General features: G+C 31.3%; 13 protein-coding genes. 11 read left to right on the forward strand and 2 right to left on the reverse strand.

All coding sequences use genetic code 11. The features are described from left to right. The first annotated feature begins 16 nt into the window (after positions 1 to 16). Positions 17 to 2,287, forward strand: a complete 2,271-nt coding sequence (locus N5D90_RS03270; protein WP_280061539.1) for an ATP-binding protein — start codon at positions 17 to 19, stop codon at positions 2,285 to 2,287. Between the two features lie 3 nt (positions 2,288 to 2,290). Continuing rightward, a complete protein-coding gene (locus tag N5D90_RS03275) occupies positions 2,291 to 2,923 on the forward strand; it encodes a response regulator transcription factor (protein WP_280061540.1) in 633 nt (210 codons plus the stop codon). A 281-nt stretch (positions 2,924 to 3,204) separates the two neighbouring features. On the opposite strand, the gene N5D90_RS03280 is transcribed toward N5D90_RS03275, so the two are convergent. Further along, positions 3,205 to 4,929, reverse strand: a complete 1,725-nt coding sequence (locus N5D90_RS03280; protein WP_038330483.1) for a glucose transporter — start codon at positions 4,927 to 4,929, stop codon at positions 3,205 to 3,207. Positions 4,930 to 5,263: 334 nt separating this feature from the next. Here N5D90_RS03280 and kduI point away from each other — a divergent pair, with 334 nt between their 5' ends. Genes kduI through N5D90_RS03320 form a run of 8 tightly spaced genes read left to right on the forward strand, consistent with a single transcriptional unit; the run spans position 5,264 to position 14,660 of the window. Beyond that, entirely contained in the window at positions 5,264 to 6,100 is an 837-nt protein-coding gene (gene kduI / locus N5D90_RS03285) for a 5-dehydro-4-deoxy-D-glucuronate isomerase (RefSeq protein WP_280061541.1), read from the forward strand. 7 nt (positions 6,101 to 6,107) lie between these two features. After that, the gene (locus N5D90_RS03290; protein WP_280061542.1) at positions 6,108 to 6,890 is read left to right on the forward strand and encodes a gluconate 5-dehydrogenase; all 783 of its coding nucleotides are present in this window, start codon (positions 6,108 to 6,110) and stop codon (positions 6,888 to 6,890) included. 14 nt (positions 6,891 to 6,904) lie between these two features. Further along, the gene (uxaC, locus tag N5D90_RS03295) at positions 6,905 to 8,302 is read left to right on the forward strand and encodes a glucuronate isomerase (protein WP_115000424.1); all 1,398 of its coding nucleotides are present in this window, start codon (positions 6,905 to 6,907) and stop codon (positions 8,300 to 8,302) included. Between the two features lie 8 nt (positions 8,303 to 8,310). Then, positions 8,311 to 9,318, forward strand: coding sequence for a sugar kinase (locus N5D90_RS03300; RefSeq protein WP_115000425.1), 1,008 nt, complete (start codon positions 8,311 to 8,313; stop codon positions 9,316 to 9,318). 2 nt (positions 9,319 to 9,320) lie between these two features. Next, positions 9,321 to 9,995, forward strand: a complete 675-nt coding sequence (locus N5D90_RS03305; protein WP_280061543.1) for a bifunctional 4-hydroxy-2-oxoglutarate aldolase/2-dehydro-3-deoxy-phosphogluconate aldolase — start codon at positions 9,321 to 9,323, stop codon at positions 9,993 to 9,995. A gap of 44 nt (positions 9,996 to 10,039) precedes the next feature. After that, positions 10,040 to 11,560 (forward strand): MFS transporter, encoded by a 1,521-nt coding sequence (locus N5D90_RS03310; protein WP_280061544.1) that lies wholly within the window; start codon positions 10,040 to 10,042, stop codon positions 11,558 to 11,560. Between the two features lie 19 nt (positions 11,561 to 11,579). Further along, entirely contained in the window at positions 11,580 to 13,037 is a 1,458-nt protein-coding gene (locus N5D90_RS03315; RefSeq protein ID WP_038330471.1) for a tagaturonate reductase, read from the forward strand. A gap of 9 nt (positions 13,038 to 13,046) precedes the next feature. Next, positions 13,047 to 14,660 carry an altronate dehydratase family protein gene (locus N5D90_RS03320; RefSeq protein WP_280061545.1) on the forward strand — a complete coding sequence of 538 codons (1,614 nt, stop codon included), beginning with the start codon at positions 13,047 to 13,049 and terminating at the stop codon, positions 14,658 to 14,660. A 1-nt stretch (position 14,661) separates the two neighbouring features. On the opposite strand, the gene N5D90_RS03325 is transcribed toward N5D90_RS03320, so the two are convergent. After that, positions 14,662 to 15,684, reverse strand: coding sequence for a LacI family DNA-binding transcriptional regulator (locus tag N5D90_RS03325; RefSeq protein ID WP_280061546.1), 1,023 nt, complete (start codon positions 15,682 to 15,684; stop codon positions 14,662 to 14,664). A gap of 460 nt (positions 15,685 to 16,144) precedes the next feature. On the opposite strand from N5D90_RS03325, the gene N5D90_RS03330 reads away from it, so the two are divergent. Further along, entirely contained in the window at positions 16,145 to 19,378 is a 3,234-nt protein-coding gene (locus tag N5D90_RS03330; RefSeq protein WP_280061547.1) for a TonB-dependent receptor, read from the forward strand. Positions 19,379 to 19,392: the final 14 nt, after the last annotated feature.

Genomic DNA, 19,392 nt, shown 5'->3' on the forward strand with positions numbered 1-19,392 from the left:
ACCTCAACATCACAATATGTTAAAAAGTAATAGTGCTTTAAAAAATCTTTTTTTTCAACTTATAGTCATCATTTTATGCGCTATTAGTGGAATTGCTAATGCACAAGAAGTACTTATTAATTTTGAAAATCAATATAATAAAACAGCTCCAAATTCTGTAGAACGATACGAAATAACAGGAAAATATGCGCAAGCTTTATTGTTTAATAACCAAAAAGAAAAAGCTTTCGCTGTTTTGAAACAAAATATTGCGAGCGCCGAAAAACTGAGTGATGGAAAATATGCTGCCTATTTGCATGCGGTTTCTGCGATGAATAATCGAATTGATGATAATTTGAATGCAACAAACTATAATTTGCAAAAAGCAATTTATTACAGCGGACGCACAACTGATTATTCAACAAAAGGATATGTAAAATATTGCGAAGGTTGGTTGAATTTAAGAAACAATGAAGAAGCAAAAGCTGTAAAAAACTTTATAGATGGGCTCAAATTTTTGGACAAAGCACCTGTTACGCCAACTGTTCTTACGCGAATGAGTTCTATTTATAATGAATTGACTGGAATTTATTCGAGATGGGACGATTACGAATTACAAGAAAAATACAGCAAACTTGCTTTAGAAGTAGCCCTTAAACAAAATAATCCTAATTTAATTTTTACTTCTTATATGTCGATTGGATACATGTATGAGCAAAAATTTATGCAAAATGAGAAGAATATTTTTGTGCGAGATTTGGCTGAAAAATATTATTCTAATGCAATTGATACGTATTATAAAAACAAAAATGAAATGGCTACAGCAACAGATTTGTCGTTTGTTGCCATCAATTTAGCGAATTTATATCTTCAACATTATCCAAAAACTTACCAAGGAAAAGTTATCAAATATGCGTATTTAGCCAAAGAAATTGCTGAACAAAATCATCAAGCGGATCACGTTGCTGCTGCCAATGGTATTTTGGCGGAGTTATCTTTGCAAAATAATGAAGTTTCTACTGCAAAAAACTATTTACTCAATTCGCTTATCAAAGTCAATGAAAACACCGTTCCAGACAAAAATATTCTGCTTTCGCTGTATTTGAGTTTATCTGATATTGAAGATCGCGAAGGAAATTACAAAGAAGCCTTGCGTTATTATAAATTGTACACTTCTACTTACAAAGAAGTCTATGATAACGAGCAAGCGCAGATCAGCAAACGTTTGGAAGCTCAGTTTGATAAAGAACGTCAACAACAACAAATGATTCGTTTGCAATTAGAAGCCGAGAAAAAAGAACAACAAATTCAACTAATGCATTCGTTAGGAATTCAACAAGAACAAGAATTAGAAAATTCTAGATTAAGTGAAGAATTTCAACGTAAACAATTAAAATTAACTCGATTAGAATCTGATAAGCGTTCTCAAGAATTAACTATTTCTGAACAAAATTTAAGGCTTTCTAAACTCGAAAATAAAAATAGAAAAGATGAATTGGTTAATTATATCACCGAACTTAATTTCAAGAATAAATTAAACAAATATTACATTTTCTCTATCATCTTCTTTATTGCTTTACTTGGATTATTGCTTTATGCTTTAAAACAACGTAACAAACATCTAAAGCAACGCGAAGAATTATACAAGTTGGAAATAGAACAAGAACGTCAAAATTCTAAAATCTCTACGTTAACGGCTCTTCTTGATGGCGAAGAACAAGAACGCGCACGACTTGCACGCGATTTACACGATGGTTTGGGCGGTTTACTTTCTGGAACAAAAATTCAGCTTACTCATTTAAACGATAAGATTGACGATCATTCTAAAAAGGACATGGCAAAATCTATTCAACAATTAGATGGAGCTGTTGATGAATTACGCCGTGTAGCTCATAATTTAATGCCTGATTTGTTATTGAAATATGGTTTGGAAGAAGCCCTAAAAGAATATGCAATCCGAATGTCGAATGAACAATTGGATATTGATGTTCAATTTTTGAGCTATACGAATTCGCTTGACAAAGAGCATCAATTATTGGTCTATCGTATTATTCAAGAATTAGTAAATAATGCCATTAAACATGCACATTCGACACAAATTATCATTCAATTTGTTGAAGATGAAAACAATTATTCTGTCACTGTAGAAGATGACGGGAAAGGTTTTGATATGAATAATACAAAACTAACGCAATCAGCAGGTTTACATAATATTCAATCGCGTGTCCAATTTTTGAAAGGACAATTAAATATACATTCAGAAATCGATTTAGGAACAAGTATAGAGTTCCAATTTCCTAAAATATAACTTATGATAAAAATAGCAATCACAGACGACCATCCCTTATTATTAGAAGGTTTACGAAATATTTTGAGTAATCAGCCAAACTTACAAGTAGTTGATTGTTATGCTTCGTCTCAACAATTACAAGAAGCCTTAAAAACCACAGAAATTGATATTCTTTTGTTAGATATCAATTTATCGGATACCAATAGTATTGAATTGATTAAACCTTTCAAGAAAAAATATCCTGAAATGCACATTATTATGTTGAGCGTGCACAATGAATACGCTGTGATTAATAGTTGTTTGGAAGAAGGTGCTTCTGGCTATATTCAGAAAAACGCTTCTGTTGACGAAATATTAGAAGGGATTAATTCTATTTTTGATGGAAAGAAATTTCTTTGTTCACAAACTAAAAATGTGATGAATAAGAAAGAAAAAGATGGTTTGAATACGATTCCGAAATTGACACGTCGCGAAAAAGAGGTTTTAATTGAAGCTGCGCAAGGATTAACAACACAACAAATTGCAGATAAACTGTTTATTAGTACGCATACGGTGGACAGTCATCGCAAGAATTTGATTGAAAAATTTAAAACATCAAATTTAAGTTCGGCAATCACATCAGCCATAGAATATGGATTGATTTCAAAACCTTAAAAAAATACCTATAAATAGGGATATTTTAATTCTAAAATTTTTATCAATTTTGAAAAAGAAATAACAACCTATATTTCAACCAACTAAACAACCCAAAATAAGATTACTAACCAATTCTTATTACCTTAACTACATCTATTGAAAAATCGCTTAGTTCTCTACTTAAGCGATTTTTTTTATATTATCTTAAATACTTAATAAAAAAGTATATAATTTAAAACTTAAAAAAAACGGAAGAATAATATTATTCTTCCGTTTTTTTATGACTAACATTATTCTTTTTAATGTCCTCCTTCAGATTCAATCTCATCTATATTAATTCCTTGTTTCTTTAAAAATCCTTTGACCATTACTGCAAAAGATATTAAATAAATAAAACAAATTAATGGAATAACATATGAATTATGAATTCCTATAATATCAGATAATTTTCCTTGTATAGGAGGAATAATACCTCCTCCTAAAATCATCATTACTAAAAATGCAGAACCTTGTGCTGTATATTTACCTAAACCTACAATAGATAAACTAAAAATTGCGGGCCACATGATAGAACAAGCTAAACCTCCAGCTAAAAATGCATAAATGGCAACAATACCTGTCGAAAGTAAACCAATTGTCATTGCGATCGCTCCAAAGATTGCGAAAATAAGTAATGTACGAGCTGGTTTATCTTTAGATAAGAAAAATGCTGCAATTTGTAAGGCTATACATATGATATAAAAATATAAATGTGACATATCAAATCCAGCTATAGTATTAACACCTATAACAATTGAAAAAGCAATAACCGGAACAATTATTAATAGGAATTGTTTTTTGGATTTAGTCAAATTAAATGCGCTTATAGCTCCTGCCCATCTACCAATCATCATACTTCCCCAATACATCGTTACATATGGAGTTATTTGTGATGAGCTAAGACTTCCAAATTCTTTTAGTGTCAACAATTCTCCTAGATTAGAACCTATAGCTACTTCAACACCTACATATAAAAACAATGCTAACATTCCTAGAATTAATTGAGGATATTTCATAGCTCCCCATCCTTCCGACTTTTTCTTTGCGCTGAAATAGGCATACAATAATCCAATTATAACAACTGATAAAGCTCCAAAAAGCCAAGCCATTCTTTTTAATTCTAAAGGATTTTTTAACGTAACTACTTCTGCTTTATAACTATCTATTAATGTTATGTTTGTCGTATTATTAATTAAGTTATTTAATTCTTCAATTCTTAAAGCTTCGACACTCTTATAACTTAAAAATACTGGAACAAACATGATTAATAGTAAAATTGTCATTACAATTAACATTGTTAATGCTTTGTTTGATTTCTCCATTGGTTCATTATTTATTCCTGCTGGAACTTTCTTAGAAAAGAAGAAAATTGCCGCAGCAATAACAAATAATAAACCTACTCCTATATATAGATATTCTACCTTTGTTAATGGTAAGCTCTTAATTACATCGTCTGACACATGATCAAAAGTACCAAACAATGCAAAACCAATTACTAATGGACCAATTGTAGTTCCAAAAGAATTTATTCCACCTCCCAAGTTAATTCGAGAAGTTCCTGTTTTAGGATCACCTAATAAAACTGCAAATGGATTTGCAGCAGTTTGCTGCAATGAGAATCCTAAAGCAACAATAAATAATCCCATTAGCATCCCAATATAAATATTTACTTGAACTGCAATTATCATAGCCCCAGCTCCTAATGCAGAAAATAAAAGTCCATAAACTATACTTTTTTTATACCCCCATCTTCCTACTAAATCCTTTCCTTTAACAACACTCAATATATATAATAAAAGCGCACCAATATAATAGGCTGTATAAAAAGCAAAATCGATTAATTGAGATTGAAATTGATCTAATTCAAAGTAATTTTTACAAAATGGAATAAAAATATTATTACCCGCTGCTATAAAACCCCAGAAAAAAAATACAATTATCAGCGTATAAAGTGCTGGATAATTAGTTTTTTGTGTTTGACTCATGTGTTTTGATATAATTATTAATAATGTTTGATGATTAGCTTTTTAAAAAGCTTATAAATATAGTTTATTTCTATTCTAAAAAACAAATATGATTTCATTTTATGTTAATGATAATTATAAATCATTTATATATTTCTGTAAGTAAATGGTATAAGTTTTTTTTATTACTAATAATTTTCAAACAACTACATTCGTCATCTCTTGTAAAGAAATTTTTATAGTGTTTTATGTACATTATTAAAAAACTTTTTAATACTTTTACAAAACATCATCTCGATGTATTTTTTTAAATACAAAATGTAATCGATTACATTAATTTTAATAAATAACAATTATGATAAATTCTGAATTTAGGTATGCACATCACCCTAATGATGTTAAAAAATATACAACTGAAGAACTAAGAGAACATTTTTTAATTCCTGATATATTTATAGAAGATCAGGTGAAATTAGTGTATTCGATGTATGACCGCTTGATTGTTGGTGGAATTTATCCAGCTAATCATGCGCTAACATTAGAACCTACAACAGATCTTAAAGCAGAATTTTTCTTAGAGAGAAGAGAATTAGGTATTATAAATGTTGGTGGAAAAGGAAAAATAACTGTTGATGGAACTTCTTATGAATTGAATAATAAAGAAGCTCTTTATATTGGTAAAGGGAATAAAGAAATCGTTTTTGATAAACTAAATAACGAACAACCTTTGTTTTATATCAACTCTGCTCCAGCTCATCACTCTTTTCCAACTAAAAAAATAACAAAAAACGAAGCTGAAATTGTTGAGTTAGGCGACTCTAAATACGCGAATAAAAGAACAATCAATAAACTTATTGTAAATAGTGTTTTAGAAACTTGCCAATTACAAATGGGTATGACCGAATTACATCCTGGTAGTGTATGGAATACAATGCCGGCTCATACACATGAAAGACGAATGGAAGCTTATTTCTATTTTGATTTAGAAAAAGGGCAATCAATTAGCCATTTTATGGGACAACCAAATGAAACGCGTCACATTTTCTTACAAAACAATCAAGCTGTTATTTCGCCAGAATGGTCTATTCACTCGGGTGTAGGTACTTCAAATTATACTTTTATTTGGGGTATGGCTGGCGAAAATATGGATTATGGTGATATGGATGGTGTAAATACGGATGAATTAAAATAATAGAATTATGAATTTATTTGATTTATCAGGAAAAGTAGCTTTAATCACTGGCGGTACACACGGTTTAGGATTAGCAATGGCAGATGGATTGGCGCAAGCTGGTGCTGAATTAGTTATTACAAGCACAACTCCATCAAAACTTGAGGAAACCTTACAATATTATAAAAACAAAGGATTTACGGCATCAGGATATATTTTTGATGTAACTGATCAACTGAAAGCAAAAGAACAAGTTGAGTTAATCGAAAAAAATCATGGTCAAATTGATATTCTTGTCAACAATGCTGGAATTATCAAACGAGTTCTTGCGGTAGATATGGATGTCGAAGATTTCAGAAAAGTTATCGATGTCGATTTAGTTGGTCCTTTCATTATGTCACAATTGGTTGCAAAAGGAATGATTGAGCGTAAAGCTGGAAAAATAATTAATATTTGTTCGATGATGAGCGAATTGGGACGAGACAATGTTTCTGCCTACGCTTCGGCAAAAGGTGGATTGAAAATGTTAACGCGCAATTTAGCGACAGAATGGGCAAAACACAATATTCAAGTTAACGGAATCGGACCTGGTTATTTTGCAACTTCTCAAACAGAACCTATTCGTGTGGATGGAAATCCTTTCAACGAATTTATTATCAATCGAACGCCGACTGGTCGTTGGGGAAATCCCGAAGATTTAGCTGGCACAGCGGTTTTCTTAGCTTCGGAAGCAAGTAATTTTGTTAATGGACAAATTATTTATGTCGATGGAGGAATTTTAGCAACAATAGGTAAACCATCAAACGAGTAAAATTTAAATACTATATGAAATCATTTATTACTGATACATTTTTATTACAAAATAAATATGCCGAGGAATTGTATTTCAACTATGCTGAAAAACTTCCTATTATAGATTATCACAATCATTTATCGCCAAAAGACATTGCAGAAAATAGAGTTTTTGAAAATATTTCGAAAGTTTGGATAGCTGGAGATCATTACAAATGGCGCGCAATGCGAACGTTAGGAATTAATGAAAATTACATCACAGGAAATGCGTCTGATTTAGAAAAATTTGAAGCTTGGGCGAAAACTGTTCCTCATACACTTCGAAATCCTCTATTTCATTGGACTCATTTAGAATTAAAACGATATTTTGGAATCGATGAATTATTGAACGAAAATAACGCGAAAGAAATTTTCGAAAATACTTCGGTTCAATTACAACAAGCAGATAAATCTTGTCAAGGTTTATTAAGCTTAGTAAATGCTGAAACAGTTTGTACGACAGAAGATCCGATAGATACTTTAGAATATCACAAAACGTTGAATGAAAGTAATTTCAAGACAAAAGTTAGTACAGCTTTCCGACCAGATAAAGCAATTCTGATTGAAAATGAAGATTATAATTCTTACATTAATAAACTTTCTGAAGTTGTTGGTTTCGAAATTAATTCATTCCAAAACTTGAAAGATGCATTATATAATCGAATTGAAGCGTTTAATGCAATCGGTTGCAAGATTTGTGATCATGGTTTAAATAATATTTCTTACGAAGAATTTACTGATAATGAAATCAATACAATTTTCGAATCAAAAAGAAATAACCAACCATTAAATCATACTCAAATCGAACAATTCAAAACTGCCCTACTTTTATTTTTAGGAGAAACGTATCATCAATTTGGATGGATTCAACAATATCATTTAGGCGCACTTCGCAATAACAATGCTCGTATGCATCGTGTTTTAGGGCCTGATACAGGTTGGGATTCTATCGGAGATTTTAAACAAGCAGCCAATCTTTCTAAATTCTTAAATAGACTAGATGGAAATGATAAATTGACAAAAACAATCATCTATAATTTGAATCCAGCTGATAATGAAATTTTTGCAACAATGATTGGAAATTTCAATGATGGAAGCGTAAAAGGAAAAGTACAATTTGGTTCAAGTTGGTGGTTTTTAGATCAAAAAGATGGAATCATCAAACAACTAAATGCCCTATCTAATATGGGGTTAATAAGTTGCTTTATTGGAATGTTGACAGATTCGAGAAGTTTCTTATCTTTCCCTAGGCATGAGTATTTCAGACGAGTTATTTGTAATTTATTCGGAGAAGAAATGGCAAATGGAGAATTACCAAATGATATTGAATTAGTTGGAAAAACAATATCAGATATCTGTTATTACAATGCAAAAGAATATTTTGATTTTTAGATCTATTTATGAGCAATAATATTTTGACTTTTGGAGAAGTTTTAATGAGAATTTCTCCATCAAATCATAAAACTTTGCAACAAAGTAAAGAAGTAGAATTCTTTTTTGGCGGGACAGAAATGAATGTTGCGGCTTCTTTGTCAACTTTTGGTTGTAAAACGCAGCACATCTCAAATGTTTCGAATGATTTTGTCGGAGACGCAGCTATTTCTTACATGAAGAGTTTAGGAATTGATGTTTCTTTTATCACAAAAAATGAACATCCGCTAGGATTATATTTTTTAGAAGTTGGTTCTGACGTCAGACCAAGTCGTATTGCTTATAATCGATTAAATGGATCTTTTTCAAATATAAAACCAAACGAAGTTGATTGGAATAAAGCCTTAGAAAACTGTAACTTTTTCCATTGGACAGGAATTACACCTGGAATTTCAGAATCTGCTTATGAAACGTTGAAGCAAGGTTTACAATTGGCTTATTCCAAAGGTATTCATATCACAACTGATCCTGCTTATAGAAGTAATTTATGGAATTACGGTAAAAAAGGACAAAATATTTTGAAAGAATTAATCGGATATTCAACCATTTTTATTGGTGGAGTGAATGAAATCAATGAAATTTTAGAAACAAACTTCTCAACAGATAAGAATGGATTTATTGAAGCATCTAAAACATTGATGAAAGAAATTCCATCAATTCAAAAAGTATTTGATAAAGTTAGAATTGGAATTAATGCAAGTTCGCAAGCAACACAAGGTAGAGCTTGGATTAATAATGAATACTTAGAAACAGAAGAAATTCAAATCAACCATGTCGTTGATCGAATTGGAACTGGCGATGCTTTTGCTGCAGGTTTGATTTATGGTTTGATTAATCACGATGATCAATTTGCTTTAAACTTTGCAAATGCCGCTTGCGCAATGAAACATACCATTTTAGGAGATACAAATTTAGCTTCTGTTGATGATATTTTAGAGTTAGTTAATGGGAATTTTGGAGGAAGAATAAAAAGATAAAAATGGCACGATTTACAAGAATAGAAGTCGCTTTAAAAGCAAAAGAAACTGGAATTGTTCCTGTTTTTTACCATCAAGACATCGAAATTTCTAAAAAAATAATAAAAGCTTGTTACAATGGTGGCGCAAGATTATTTGAATTTACAAACAGAGGCGATTTTGCGCACGAAGTTTTTGCTGAATTAAATAAATATGCCGCAAAAGAATTACCAGAATTAATCTTAGGAATAGGTTCTGTTTTAGACGCATCAACTGCTGCATTATATCTACAATTAGGAGCAAATTTTATTGTTGCACCTTCATTAAATCCTGAAGTAGCAAAAGTTTGTAACCGAAGAAAAGTAGCTTGGATACCTGGTTGTGGATCTGTATCGGAAATATCTTTAGCAGAAGAATTAGGAGCTGAAATCATCAAAATATTTCCAGCAAGCCAAGTTGGAGGGCCAGATTTTATAAAAGCTGTAAATGGACCAATGCCTTGGACGGATATTATGCCAAGCGGAGGTGTTATGCCTACAAAAGAAAGCATAGCAAGTTGGATAAATGCTGGCGCTTATTGTGTTGGAATTGGATCACAATTGTTCACAAAAAATTCATCGAATGAATATGATTACTCACAAATTGAACGAACAGTTGGAGAATCAATACAAATCTATAAAGAATTAAAAAATATATGATTTAAAGGAAGAAGTCAAAATAATAAATCAAAAAAACACACTAAATGAAGAACGAAACTTCCATTAAACCAAGTAGTTTTAGATGGACTATTTGCAGTTTACTATTTGTTGCCACAACCATAAATTACTTAGATCGTCAAGTTTTATCATTAACTTGGAAAGATTATTTAGTTCCAGAATTTCACTGGAATAATAATGATTACGGAAATATCACCGCTCTTTTTTCAATATTTTATGCTGTAAGTATGTTATTTGCTGGCCGATTTATTGACAAAATGGGAACTAAAAAAGGTTTCTTATATGCTATTGCAATTTGGTCGATTGGTGCATGTTTACACGCTTTTTGTGGAATTGCAACGGCAGGATTTATTACAGATAATTGGTTTTTAGGATTTGCTGGAGCAAAAGAAGTCTTAGAAAAAGTAAGTAACACTTCATTAATTATTTCAACAAGTGTTAGCTTATTTATTTTTGCTCGATTAATCTTAGCAATCGGCGAAGCAGGTAATTTCCCTGGAGCAATCAAAGCTACAGCCGAATATTTCCCGAAAAAAGACCGTGCGTTTGCTACAAGTATTTTCAATGCTGGTGCTACTGTTGGTGCGTTAGCTGCTCCTCTTACAATTCCATTTATTGCAAAATCGATGGGTTGGGAAATGGCTTTTATCATCATCGGAGCATTAGGATTTATTTGGATGGGATTTTGGATTTATTTGTACCAAGAACCACACAAACATCCAAAGGTTAATAGTGCTGAGTTAGAATATATTCAACAAGATATAGAAGAAAATACAGGAGTATCTACAGAAGGTAGAAAACTAACTTTTTCTGAATGTTTTAAATACAAACAAACATGGGCTTTTATCTTCGGAAAATTTATGACAGACGGTGTTTGGTGGTTCTATCTTTTCTGGACTCCAGCCTACTTAAGCTCAGTATACAAGATGGATAGCACACAAAGTGCCTTACCTTTATTTGTACTTTACATCATCACATTACTTTCAATTATTGGAGGATGGTTACCAAAATATTTTGTAGATAAATTAAACATGAATCCATATTCAGGAAGAATGCGCGCAATGTTAATTTTTGCTTTCTTTCCATTATTGGCATTATTAGCTCAACCTCTTGGTGCAACCTCTTTTTGGATTCCTGTAATTATCATCGGTATTGCTGGAGCAGCACATCAAGCTTGGTCTGCAAATATTTTCTCTACTGTTGGAGACATGTTTCCTAAAAGCGCTATTGCTACAATAGTTGGAATCGGTGGTATGGCTGGTGGAATTGGTTCTTTTTTGATCAACAAATCATCAGGAGTTTTGTTTGATTATTCGCACAAAAACTGGACAACTATCGATGGCACACCATTATTAGAAAAATATCCTCAATACATTAACGAAAGATTACCAGAAAATTTACTTTCAGATTTAGAAAAATCGGGAGCAATTATAGTTGATGGAATCAATAAAGGTTATATGATCATTTTTACAATTTGTGGAGTTGCATATTTAACAGCATGGATTGTCATGAAAATATTAGTACCAAAATACAAAGTGATTAAATAATCAATTTAAATTCAATAACTTGAAAACAAAATTAAATAAAAAACTATATCATCAAGAAAATGAACTTCCTATAAAAATTATTCAATTTGGAGGTGGAAATTTTATGCGCGCTTTTACAGACTATGTAATCGATAAACTGAATAAAGATGCCAATTTTAATGCAGGAATCGCAAACATAAAAGTTACGCCTTCTGGAAGTTCATTTCATACTTTTGAAGAACAAGATAATCTGTACACTTTATTTATTAGAGGGATTAAAAAAGGTGAATTGATTGATGAAAATCGTGTTATTTCTGCGATTCAGAAATCGATTAATCCTTATAAAGAATATCAAGATTTTTTGAAATTAGCAAAAGAAGACCAATTGGAATTTGTTTTTTCTAACACAACAGAATCTGGAATTGTATTTGATCCTTCAGAAGATAAATTAGAAAATGCGCCACACGAAAATTTTCCTGCAAAATTAACCGCGTTCTTATATGAAAGATATCTTTATTTTAATGGAGATTCTGACAAAGGTTTAACTATTATTCCATGTGAATTAATTGAGAATAACGCCATTATTCTGAAAGATTATATTTTAGAATATGCTAAATTATGGAACTTAGAAAATGATTTTATTACTTGGATTAACACTTCAAATAACTTTCATAATACATTAGTAGATAGGATTGTACCAGGATTTCCAAAGGATGATTTAGAGAGTTACACAAATCAGTTAAACTATGAAGATGAATTGATTGTTGTTTCAGAGGCGTTCTTATTTTGGGCAATTGAAGGTGATGAAAAATTAGAAGAAAAGATTCCTTTTAGTAAAGCAAATGAACAGATTTTGCTTGTCGAAAATATAGCGCCATATCGTACTTCTAAAGTCAGAATTTTGAACGGCGCTCACACTTCAATGGTTCCTTTTTCTATCATGTTAGGAATAGAAACTGTTCGTTATGCAATCGATAACAAAGTAGCTGGAGGTTTTATTAAAAATATTATTTATAATGAAATTATTCCTATCCTTGATTTACCAGAAGAACAGTTAAAAGAATATACAGAAGATGTTTTAGATCGATTTAGAAATCCATTTATCAAACACTATTTATCGAGTATTGCGTTAAATTCAATTTCTAAATTCAAAGTTCGTGTTTTACCTAGTTTATTAGATTATGTAGAAAAATTCAATCAAATTCCGAAAGGAATTACATTTTCTTTGGCTTGTTTAATTCGTTTTTATAAAGGTGATTGGAACAATCAAAAATTACCTGTGAATGATGACGAAGCGATTATAAATGAGTTCAGAAATATTTGGGAAAACAATGATTATCAACAAATAAGTCATTCTGTTTTGAAAAATATAAATTTTTGGGAACAAGATTTGACAAAGGTTAATCAATTAGAGAATGAAGTTGAAAAAGCTCTTCGACTGATTGATGAATATGGGATTGAAAAATCTTATGAAATGTATAGCAACCAAACGATTTAAGAGAGAAAAATGCAGAAAAAAGCTATAAAAGTTAATCCAACGGATAATGTAATTGTTGCATTAGTTGACCTAAAAGCAAATGAAATTGTGGTCGTTGATAATGCTGAATATCAAATTCAGAAAGATACAAATGCGAAACACAAATTTGCTGCAATAGATTTTGTAGAAAATGATACGATTACAATGTATGGTATTACTGTCGGAAAAGCCGTTTGCAACATAAAAAAAGGTGAAGTTATTACGACTGAAAATGTAAAACATCAAAGTTCTAAAGTCGAAAAGAAAACAACTACAACGTCATGGACCGCTCCAAATATCGATAAATGGAAAGACAGAACATTTATGGGTTATCACAGGGAAGACGGACAGGTTGGAACTGAAAATATTTGGCTATTTTTTCCTTTGGTTTTTTGTGAAAACAGAAATGTGGAAATTTTGAAAGATATTTTCGAAAAAGAATTATTATTCGAAAAACCATCAAAACATCAGTTGCTTTTACGTTCGTTAATTCAGAATTCTGATGAAAACGAGCAAGAAATAGATGAAGAAGATACAAGAGTTTTCAAAAATATTGATGTTAAATTCGTTACACATCAAGGAGGTTGTGGTGGAATTCGTCAAGATGCTGAAGCTTTGGGAAGATTACTTGCTGGATATGTAAACAATCCCAATGTCGCTGGTGCAACAGTTTTGAGCCTTGGTTGCCAGAATTTACAAGTTGATATCTTTAAAGAAGCTTTACATAAAATCAATCCTGATAATCAAAAACCTATTATCGTTTATGAGCAACAAAAATCTGGAACGGTTGATAATATGTTAAACGGAATTATTAAAGATTCGTTCGAAGCAATCAAAAAAGCCAATGAAATTGAACGTAAACCAGCTCCATTATCTAAATTAGTTTTAGGATTAGAATGTGGAGGATCAGATGGTTTTTCTGGTATTTCTGCTAATCCAACTTTAGGCTATTTATCAGATATTATGGCTGCAATTGGAGGTTCAACAATTTTGTCCGAATTTCCTGAATTATGCGGAGTTGAACAAGAATTAATCAACCGTTGTGTGGACGAAAAAGATGCCGAAAGATTTTTACAATTAATGAAAGATTTCGAAGATTCTGTTGTTGCAGCTGGTTCTGGATTTGACATGAATCCTTCTCCTGGAAATATAAAAGATGGATTAATAACAGATGCGATGAAATCTGCTGGTGCAGCCAAAAAAGGCGGTTCCTCTCCTATTCAAGATGTGTTAGATTATACAGAATATATCAAAAAACCTGGATTAAACTTATTATGCACACCAGGAAATGATGTAGAATGTACAACCGCTTTGGTCGGAACTGGATCTAATATTGTTTTGTTCACCACAGGTTTAGGAACGCCTACTGGAAATCCTGTTGCCCCTGTTGTAAAAATTTCTTCAAACACAGCATTACAAGAAAAAATGCCTGATATTATAGATTTTAACACAGGAGAAATCATCACAGGAAATAAAACAATTGAAGAAACCGCTGACGAACTTTTAGAATTTATCATAAAAGTTGCTAGCGGTGAAGTCAAAGTAAAAGCTAAAATTTTAAATCAAAACGATTTTATCCCTTGGAAAAGAGGTGTTTCATTATAACCTATTTTCTTTTCGAAGATTTTCGAATATGAATTTGAGGATTTAAAACAACCTTTTTTTCTATGCTTATCCCTGAAAAATTTTCGTTCATATATTCCAGAAATACTTGAGCGGAAATTTTTCCCATTATATCTGGTGTCTGATCAACACTACTAATAGGCAATTCCATATATTGCGTAAATGGTTCATTACTGAAACCTATTATTGCAACATCTTCTGGAATACTTATATTTTTCTTTTTCAATTGTTGACAAGCACCCAATGCTGCATAATCACTGGCTGAGAAAATTCCATCTGGTGGCAAAGACAAACTCCACAATTTTTTTATTGCTTCAACTCCATCTTCTATCGAACTTTTAATTGGAAAAACATATTCTTCTTTAAAAGTTAACTTATTATCTTTCAACGCATCAATATAACCATTGTAACGATTCTGATAAATCTCTAAACGCAAATCACCAGATAAATGACAAATTTTTCGACAACCTTGTTTAATCAAATGTTCAGTCGCCAAATATCCACCTTTATAATCATCAATTGTTACAGTACTAATTCCCGCAATATCCTTTTTACGGTCAAAAAATATGATGGGAGTTTTTGATTCTTTTGCAGCTTCTATATGCGAAATATCTTCTGTCGTTTTAGAAACAGACATAAAAATACCATCAACCTGTGCATTCAATAATGTATTTAGTTGTTTTCTTTCTAAATCTACATCTTCGTGACTTTGACAAATAATAACATGGTAACCATGTGGAGACAACTCCTCTTCTATCCCACGAATTAGAGATGAGAAAAAATTTGTATTAATATATGGAACAATAATCCCAATATTATTTGTCTTCCCACTTTTTAGAGCCTGTGCTAAAGTATTTTGTTTGTAATTAAGCTCTTTAGCAGCTTTCATAACCAACTCTTTCGTTTTCTGACTAATTTTAGGATGATCATTTAAAGCCCTCGAAACGGTAGCTGCACTAATATTCAATTTTTCAGAAATATCATATATTGTAGCACTTTTTTTCATAATAAGGTAAAATTCAAGTTCGTTATCAAGATTTGCAGTAAATATAAATTAAATCTCAATAGTATTATATAGTAATGTATAAATTACAATGGTTCTAAAACTATTTAAAAGCGTTCAAAACGCATTTGTAATCGATTACAAATTTAAATATTTAAAAGTCTAAAATCAAAGAATTAGAAAAAACTAACACAAATTTATACATTTTTTAAAAAGTCATCTCTTGATTATTGCATACTCAATCATTATATATGATAATTTATATTATATATAATTTTGATTATCAACAATTAACAAAAGTTAAAATATTTTTTTTATAAATTTTAAAGTTTATATTTTTTTTAAAAAAAATAGTTATATTTTAGTGTTCTCTGTACACCTTTAAATTTATTATTGCAATCGATTACATTATATTGCAACTTAATAATTGACACAGTTTGAAAAGAAACACAAAACCATACATATGAGGATATCAAAAATTAAATTATTCACGCTTTTGCTTCTACCAATCGCGAGTTTTGCGCAGGAAGAAATAAAAGTTTCCGGAACAGTTAAATCATCTATTGATAATTCTCCACTAAATGGAGTAGATATTTATGTAGATGGGACCACATACGAAACAATTACAGATGAAAATGGTTTTTATGAAATTGTTGTTCCAGATAATTCGACTTTAACCATTACCTATGATGGCTATGAAATACAGACTATTCCTGTTAATAAAAAAGGAATAATCGATATAAAACTGAAAGATCTTGTTGCAACAGAACAACAAAATCTAAATGAAGTTGTTGTAATTGGATATACAACTGTAACACGTGATGAATTAACAGGTTCTGTGGCAAGTGTAAATGCAGATCAAATAAAAGATATGGCGGTAAACTCTGCTGCTGAAGCGATACAAGGTCGATTGGCTGGTGTACAAGTTAGTATGTCCGAAGGTGCGCCAGGAGCTGATGTTACAATTAAAGTTCGCGGAGGTACATCGATTACACAAGACAACAGCCCTCTATATATCGTAGACGGAATACAAGTAGAAAATGCTTTATCTATTTTATCTCCTCAAGAAATTGCAAGTATTGATGTTCTGAAAGATGCTGCTTCTACTGCAATTTATGGTGCGCGTGGTGCAAATGGTGTTGTACTTATTACGACAAAAAGTGGTTTTAACATGCCTACACAAGTTACTTACTCTAATTACACTGGATTTAGAGAAATTCAGAATAAATTAGAAGTAATGACTCCATATGAATTTGTACGTTATCAGTATGAATTGTATAATATTAATAATGATGAACAATTAGCAAATTCTTTTAGAAAAAGATATGGAGATTTTAGCGATATTGACATCTATAAAAGTATGGAAGCGAGAGATTGGCAAGAAGAAGTTTTTGGAAGAAAAGCTTTTTCTCAAAATCATAACGTTTCGCTTGTTGGTGGAAATAAATCGACTGATTTCAGTTTAAATTTAAATCACATCAACGAAGATGGAATTATGCTAAATTCTGGTTACAAAAGAAATTTAGCAAACTTCAAATTAAATCATAAAATCAGCGACAAAGTAAAAACTGGCGTTAGTTTTAGATATAGTAAAGATAAAATCATGGGACCTGGTACATCAAATACAGGTTCTCAATCAAATAACAGACTTCGTAATTCAGTGAGATATCAACCTTTTGCTGCTCCAGGAAACGAGTCATACGTAGACTTCTTCGATCCAGATTATTACGCGCAAACAAACCTTACAAGTCCTGTTTTGTTAGCGAATAATGAAGTAAGAGAAGACGAAAGACAAAACCTTTTGATGAATGGTTATTTGTCTTGGCAAATTGTTAAAGGATTAACCTTCAAATCTGTTTTTGGTTATGTACAAACAGATCGTAATGACAATAGCTTTTATGGGAATATCACAAGTGTCGCAATGGCAAACGCTAATCTTCCTGTGGTTGATCTACGCGCAAGTCAAACAAGAAGAATCTCTAATTCAAATACATTACAATATTCACCGAAATTAGGTTCTAATCATAAATTAGATGTGATGATTGGACAAGAAATTGTAAAAACAGACGGAGAAACATCAAGAACATATATCAAATGGTTACCAAAAAATATTTTGGCTCATCAAGCATTTTCTAATTTACAAAGTGCGGTTCCTCCAGCAGGAATGGTTCAAGATCCAGTTTCGACATCAGTAAATGTAGATCGATTGGCTTCGTTTTTTGGGCAAGTTAATTATTCGTTCAATAAAAAATATATGTTAACGCTTTCTGTCAGAACAGACGGATCGAGTGTTTTCTCTCCTGATAATCGCTATGCGACATTCCCTTCTGCTTCTTTTGCTTGGAATGTTGCAAGAGAAAATTTCTTAAAAGATTCTTCTTGGATTGACGAATTAAAATTACGTTTAAGCTATGGTACTTCGGGTAATAATCGCATCGAGCCATTCTTATATTCAACATTCTTTAGTAGTTCAAGTAACTGGGGATATTCATTTGATAATGCTGTAGTTCCAGGTTTAGCACCTAATGAAAGGTTGGCAAATTCGGGTGCGAAATGGGAAAAAACAATTTCTAAAAATATTGGTTTAGATTATACTTTATTCAATAAACGTGTTTATGGTAGTATTGATGCTTATGTAACAAATACAAAAGATTTGTTATTATTGGCTAAAATTCCTCAAACAGGTGGATACGAATACCAATACCAAAACTCTGGTGAAACGGAAAACAAAGGAATTGAGTTTACAATAGGTGCTGATATTGCGAAATCTAAAAATTTCAAATGGAATATAAACTTCAATATTTCTCATAATCAAAATGTTATCAAATCTTTAGGTAAAGATGTAACTGGTGATGGTCTACAATATTATTATCAATCATCTGGATGGGTAAACAATTTGCAAGATTTCAAAGTTGAAGTAGGTAAACCTATTGGACAATTCTATGGTTACGTAACAGATGGATGGTACAAAGTGAGCGATTTTGATTACAATCCATCAACTCAAAAATATACGTTGAAAGCTGGTGTTGCAAGCAATTCTGCTGCGGCATTAGGTTCAAAAGATGTTAGACCTGGAGATTTAAAATTGAAAGATTTAAATAACGATGGAATAATTGATGACAATGATAAAACAGTGTTAGGAAATGCTCAACCAAAATTCTATGGTGGATTTAATCAACAATTTCAATGGAAAAACATCGATCTTAGTATGTTCTTCACTTATTCTGTTGGAAATAAAGTTTACAATGCCAATAAAGTTGAATTTACAACACAATATTTATACCGCGACAATAATATGTTAAAAGCTGTTGCTGGAGCTTGGAGAAATTTTGACGACAACGGAAATCGAGTAACAGATCCTACACAATTAGAAGCTTTAAACGCAAATGCTACATTTTGGTCACCTCCTTCTGGAAACTATATTTTACATTCTTATGCCATCGAAGATGGATCTTATTTAAGATTAAGCAATGTTACAGTTGGGTATTCTTTACCAGAAGATATGTTAGCAAAAACGAAATTTATTAGCAAAGTAAGAATCTACGCAACAATCAATAATTTATTTACAATTACTGGTTATTCAGGTTATGATCCTGAAGCAAATACAAGACGTACAAGTCCTTTAACTCCTGGAGTTGATTATGCTGCCTATCCACGAAGCAGATTTTTCTTAACAGGTATTAATGTTACTTTCTAATCTCAAAACACACT

The organism is Empedobacter sp. GD03797 (assembly GCF_029842105.1).
GTDB classification, from domain to species: domain Bacteria; phylum Bacteroidota; class Bacteroidia; order Flavobacteriales; family Weeksellaceae; genus Empedobacter; species Empedobacter falsenii_C.

Coding starts and splice junctions, on each gene's coding strand:
- N5D90_RS03280 (WP_038330483.1), bottom strand. CDS start 4,929: ATGAGTCAAACACAAAAAACTAATTATCCAGCACTTTATACGCTGATA.
- uxaC (WP_115000424.1), top strand. CDS start 6,905: ATGAAATCATTTATTACTGATACATTTTTATTACAAAATAAATATGCC.
- N5D90_RS03290 (WP_280061542.1), top strand. CDS start 6,108: ATGAATTTATTTGATTTATCAGGAAAAGTAGCTTTAATCACTGGCGGT.
- N5D90_RS03310 (WP_280061544.1), top strand. CDS start 10,040: ATGAAGAACGAAACTTCCATTAAACCAAGTAGTTTTAGATGGACTATT.
- N5D90_RS03300 (WP_115000425.1), top strand. CDS start 8,311: ATGAGCAATAATATTTTGACTTTTGGAGAAGTTTTAATGAGAATTTCT.
- kduI (WP_280061541.1), top strand. CDS start 5,264: ATGATAAATTCTGAATTTAGGTATGCACATCACCCTAATGATGTTAAA.
- N5D90_RS03275 (WP_280061540.1), top strand. CDS start 2,291: ATGATAAAAATAGCAATCACAGACGACCATCCCTTATTATTAGAAGGT.
- N5D90_RS03270 (WP_280061539.1), top strand. CDS start 17: ATGTTAAAAAGTAATAGTGCTTTAAAAAATCTTTTTTTTCAACTTATA.
- N5D90_RS03320 (WP_280061545.1), top strand. CDS start 13,047: ATGCAGAAAAAAGCTATAAAAGTTAATCCAACGGATAATGTAATTGTT.
- N5D90_RS03330 (WP_280061547.1), top strand. CDS start 16,145: ATGAGGATATCAAAAATTAAATTATTCACGCTTTTGCTTCTACCAATC.
- N5D90_RS03305 (WP_280061543.1), top strand. CDS start 9,321: ATGGCACGATTTACAAGAATAGAAGTCGCTTTAAAAGCAAAAGAAACT.
- N5D90_RS03325 (WP_280061546.1), bottom strand. CDS start 15,684: ATGAAAAAAAGTGCTACAATATATGATATTTCTGAAAAATTGAATATT.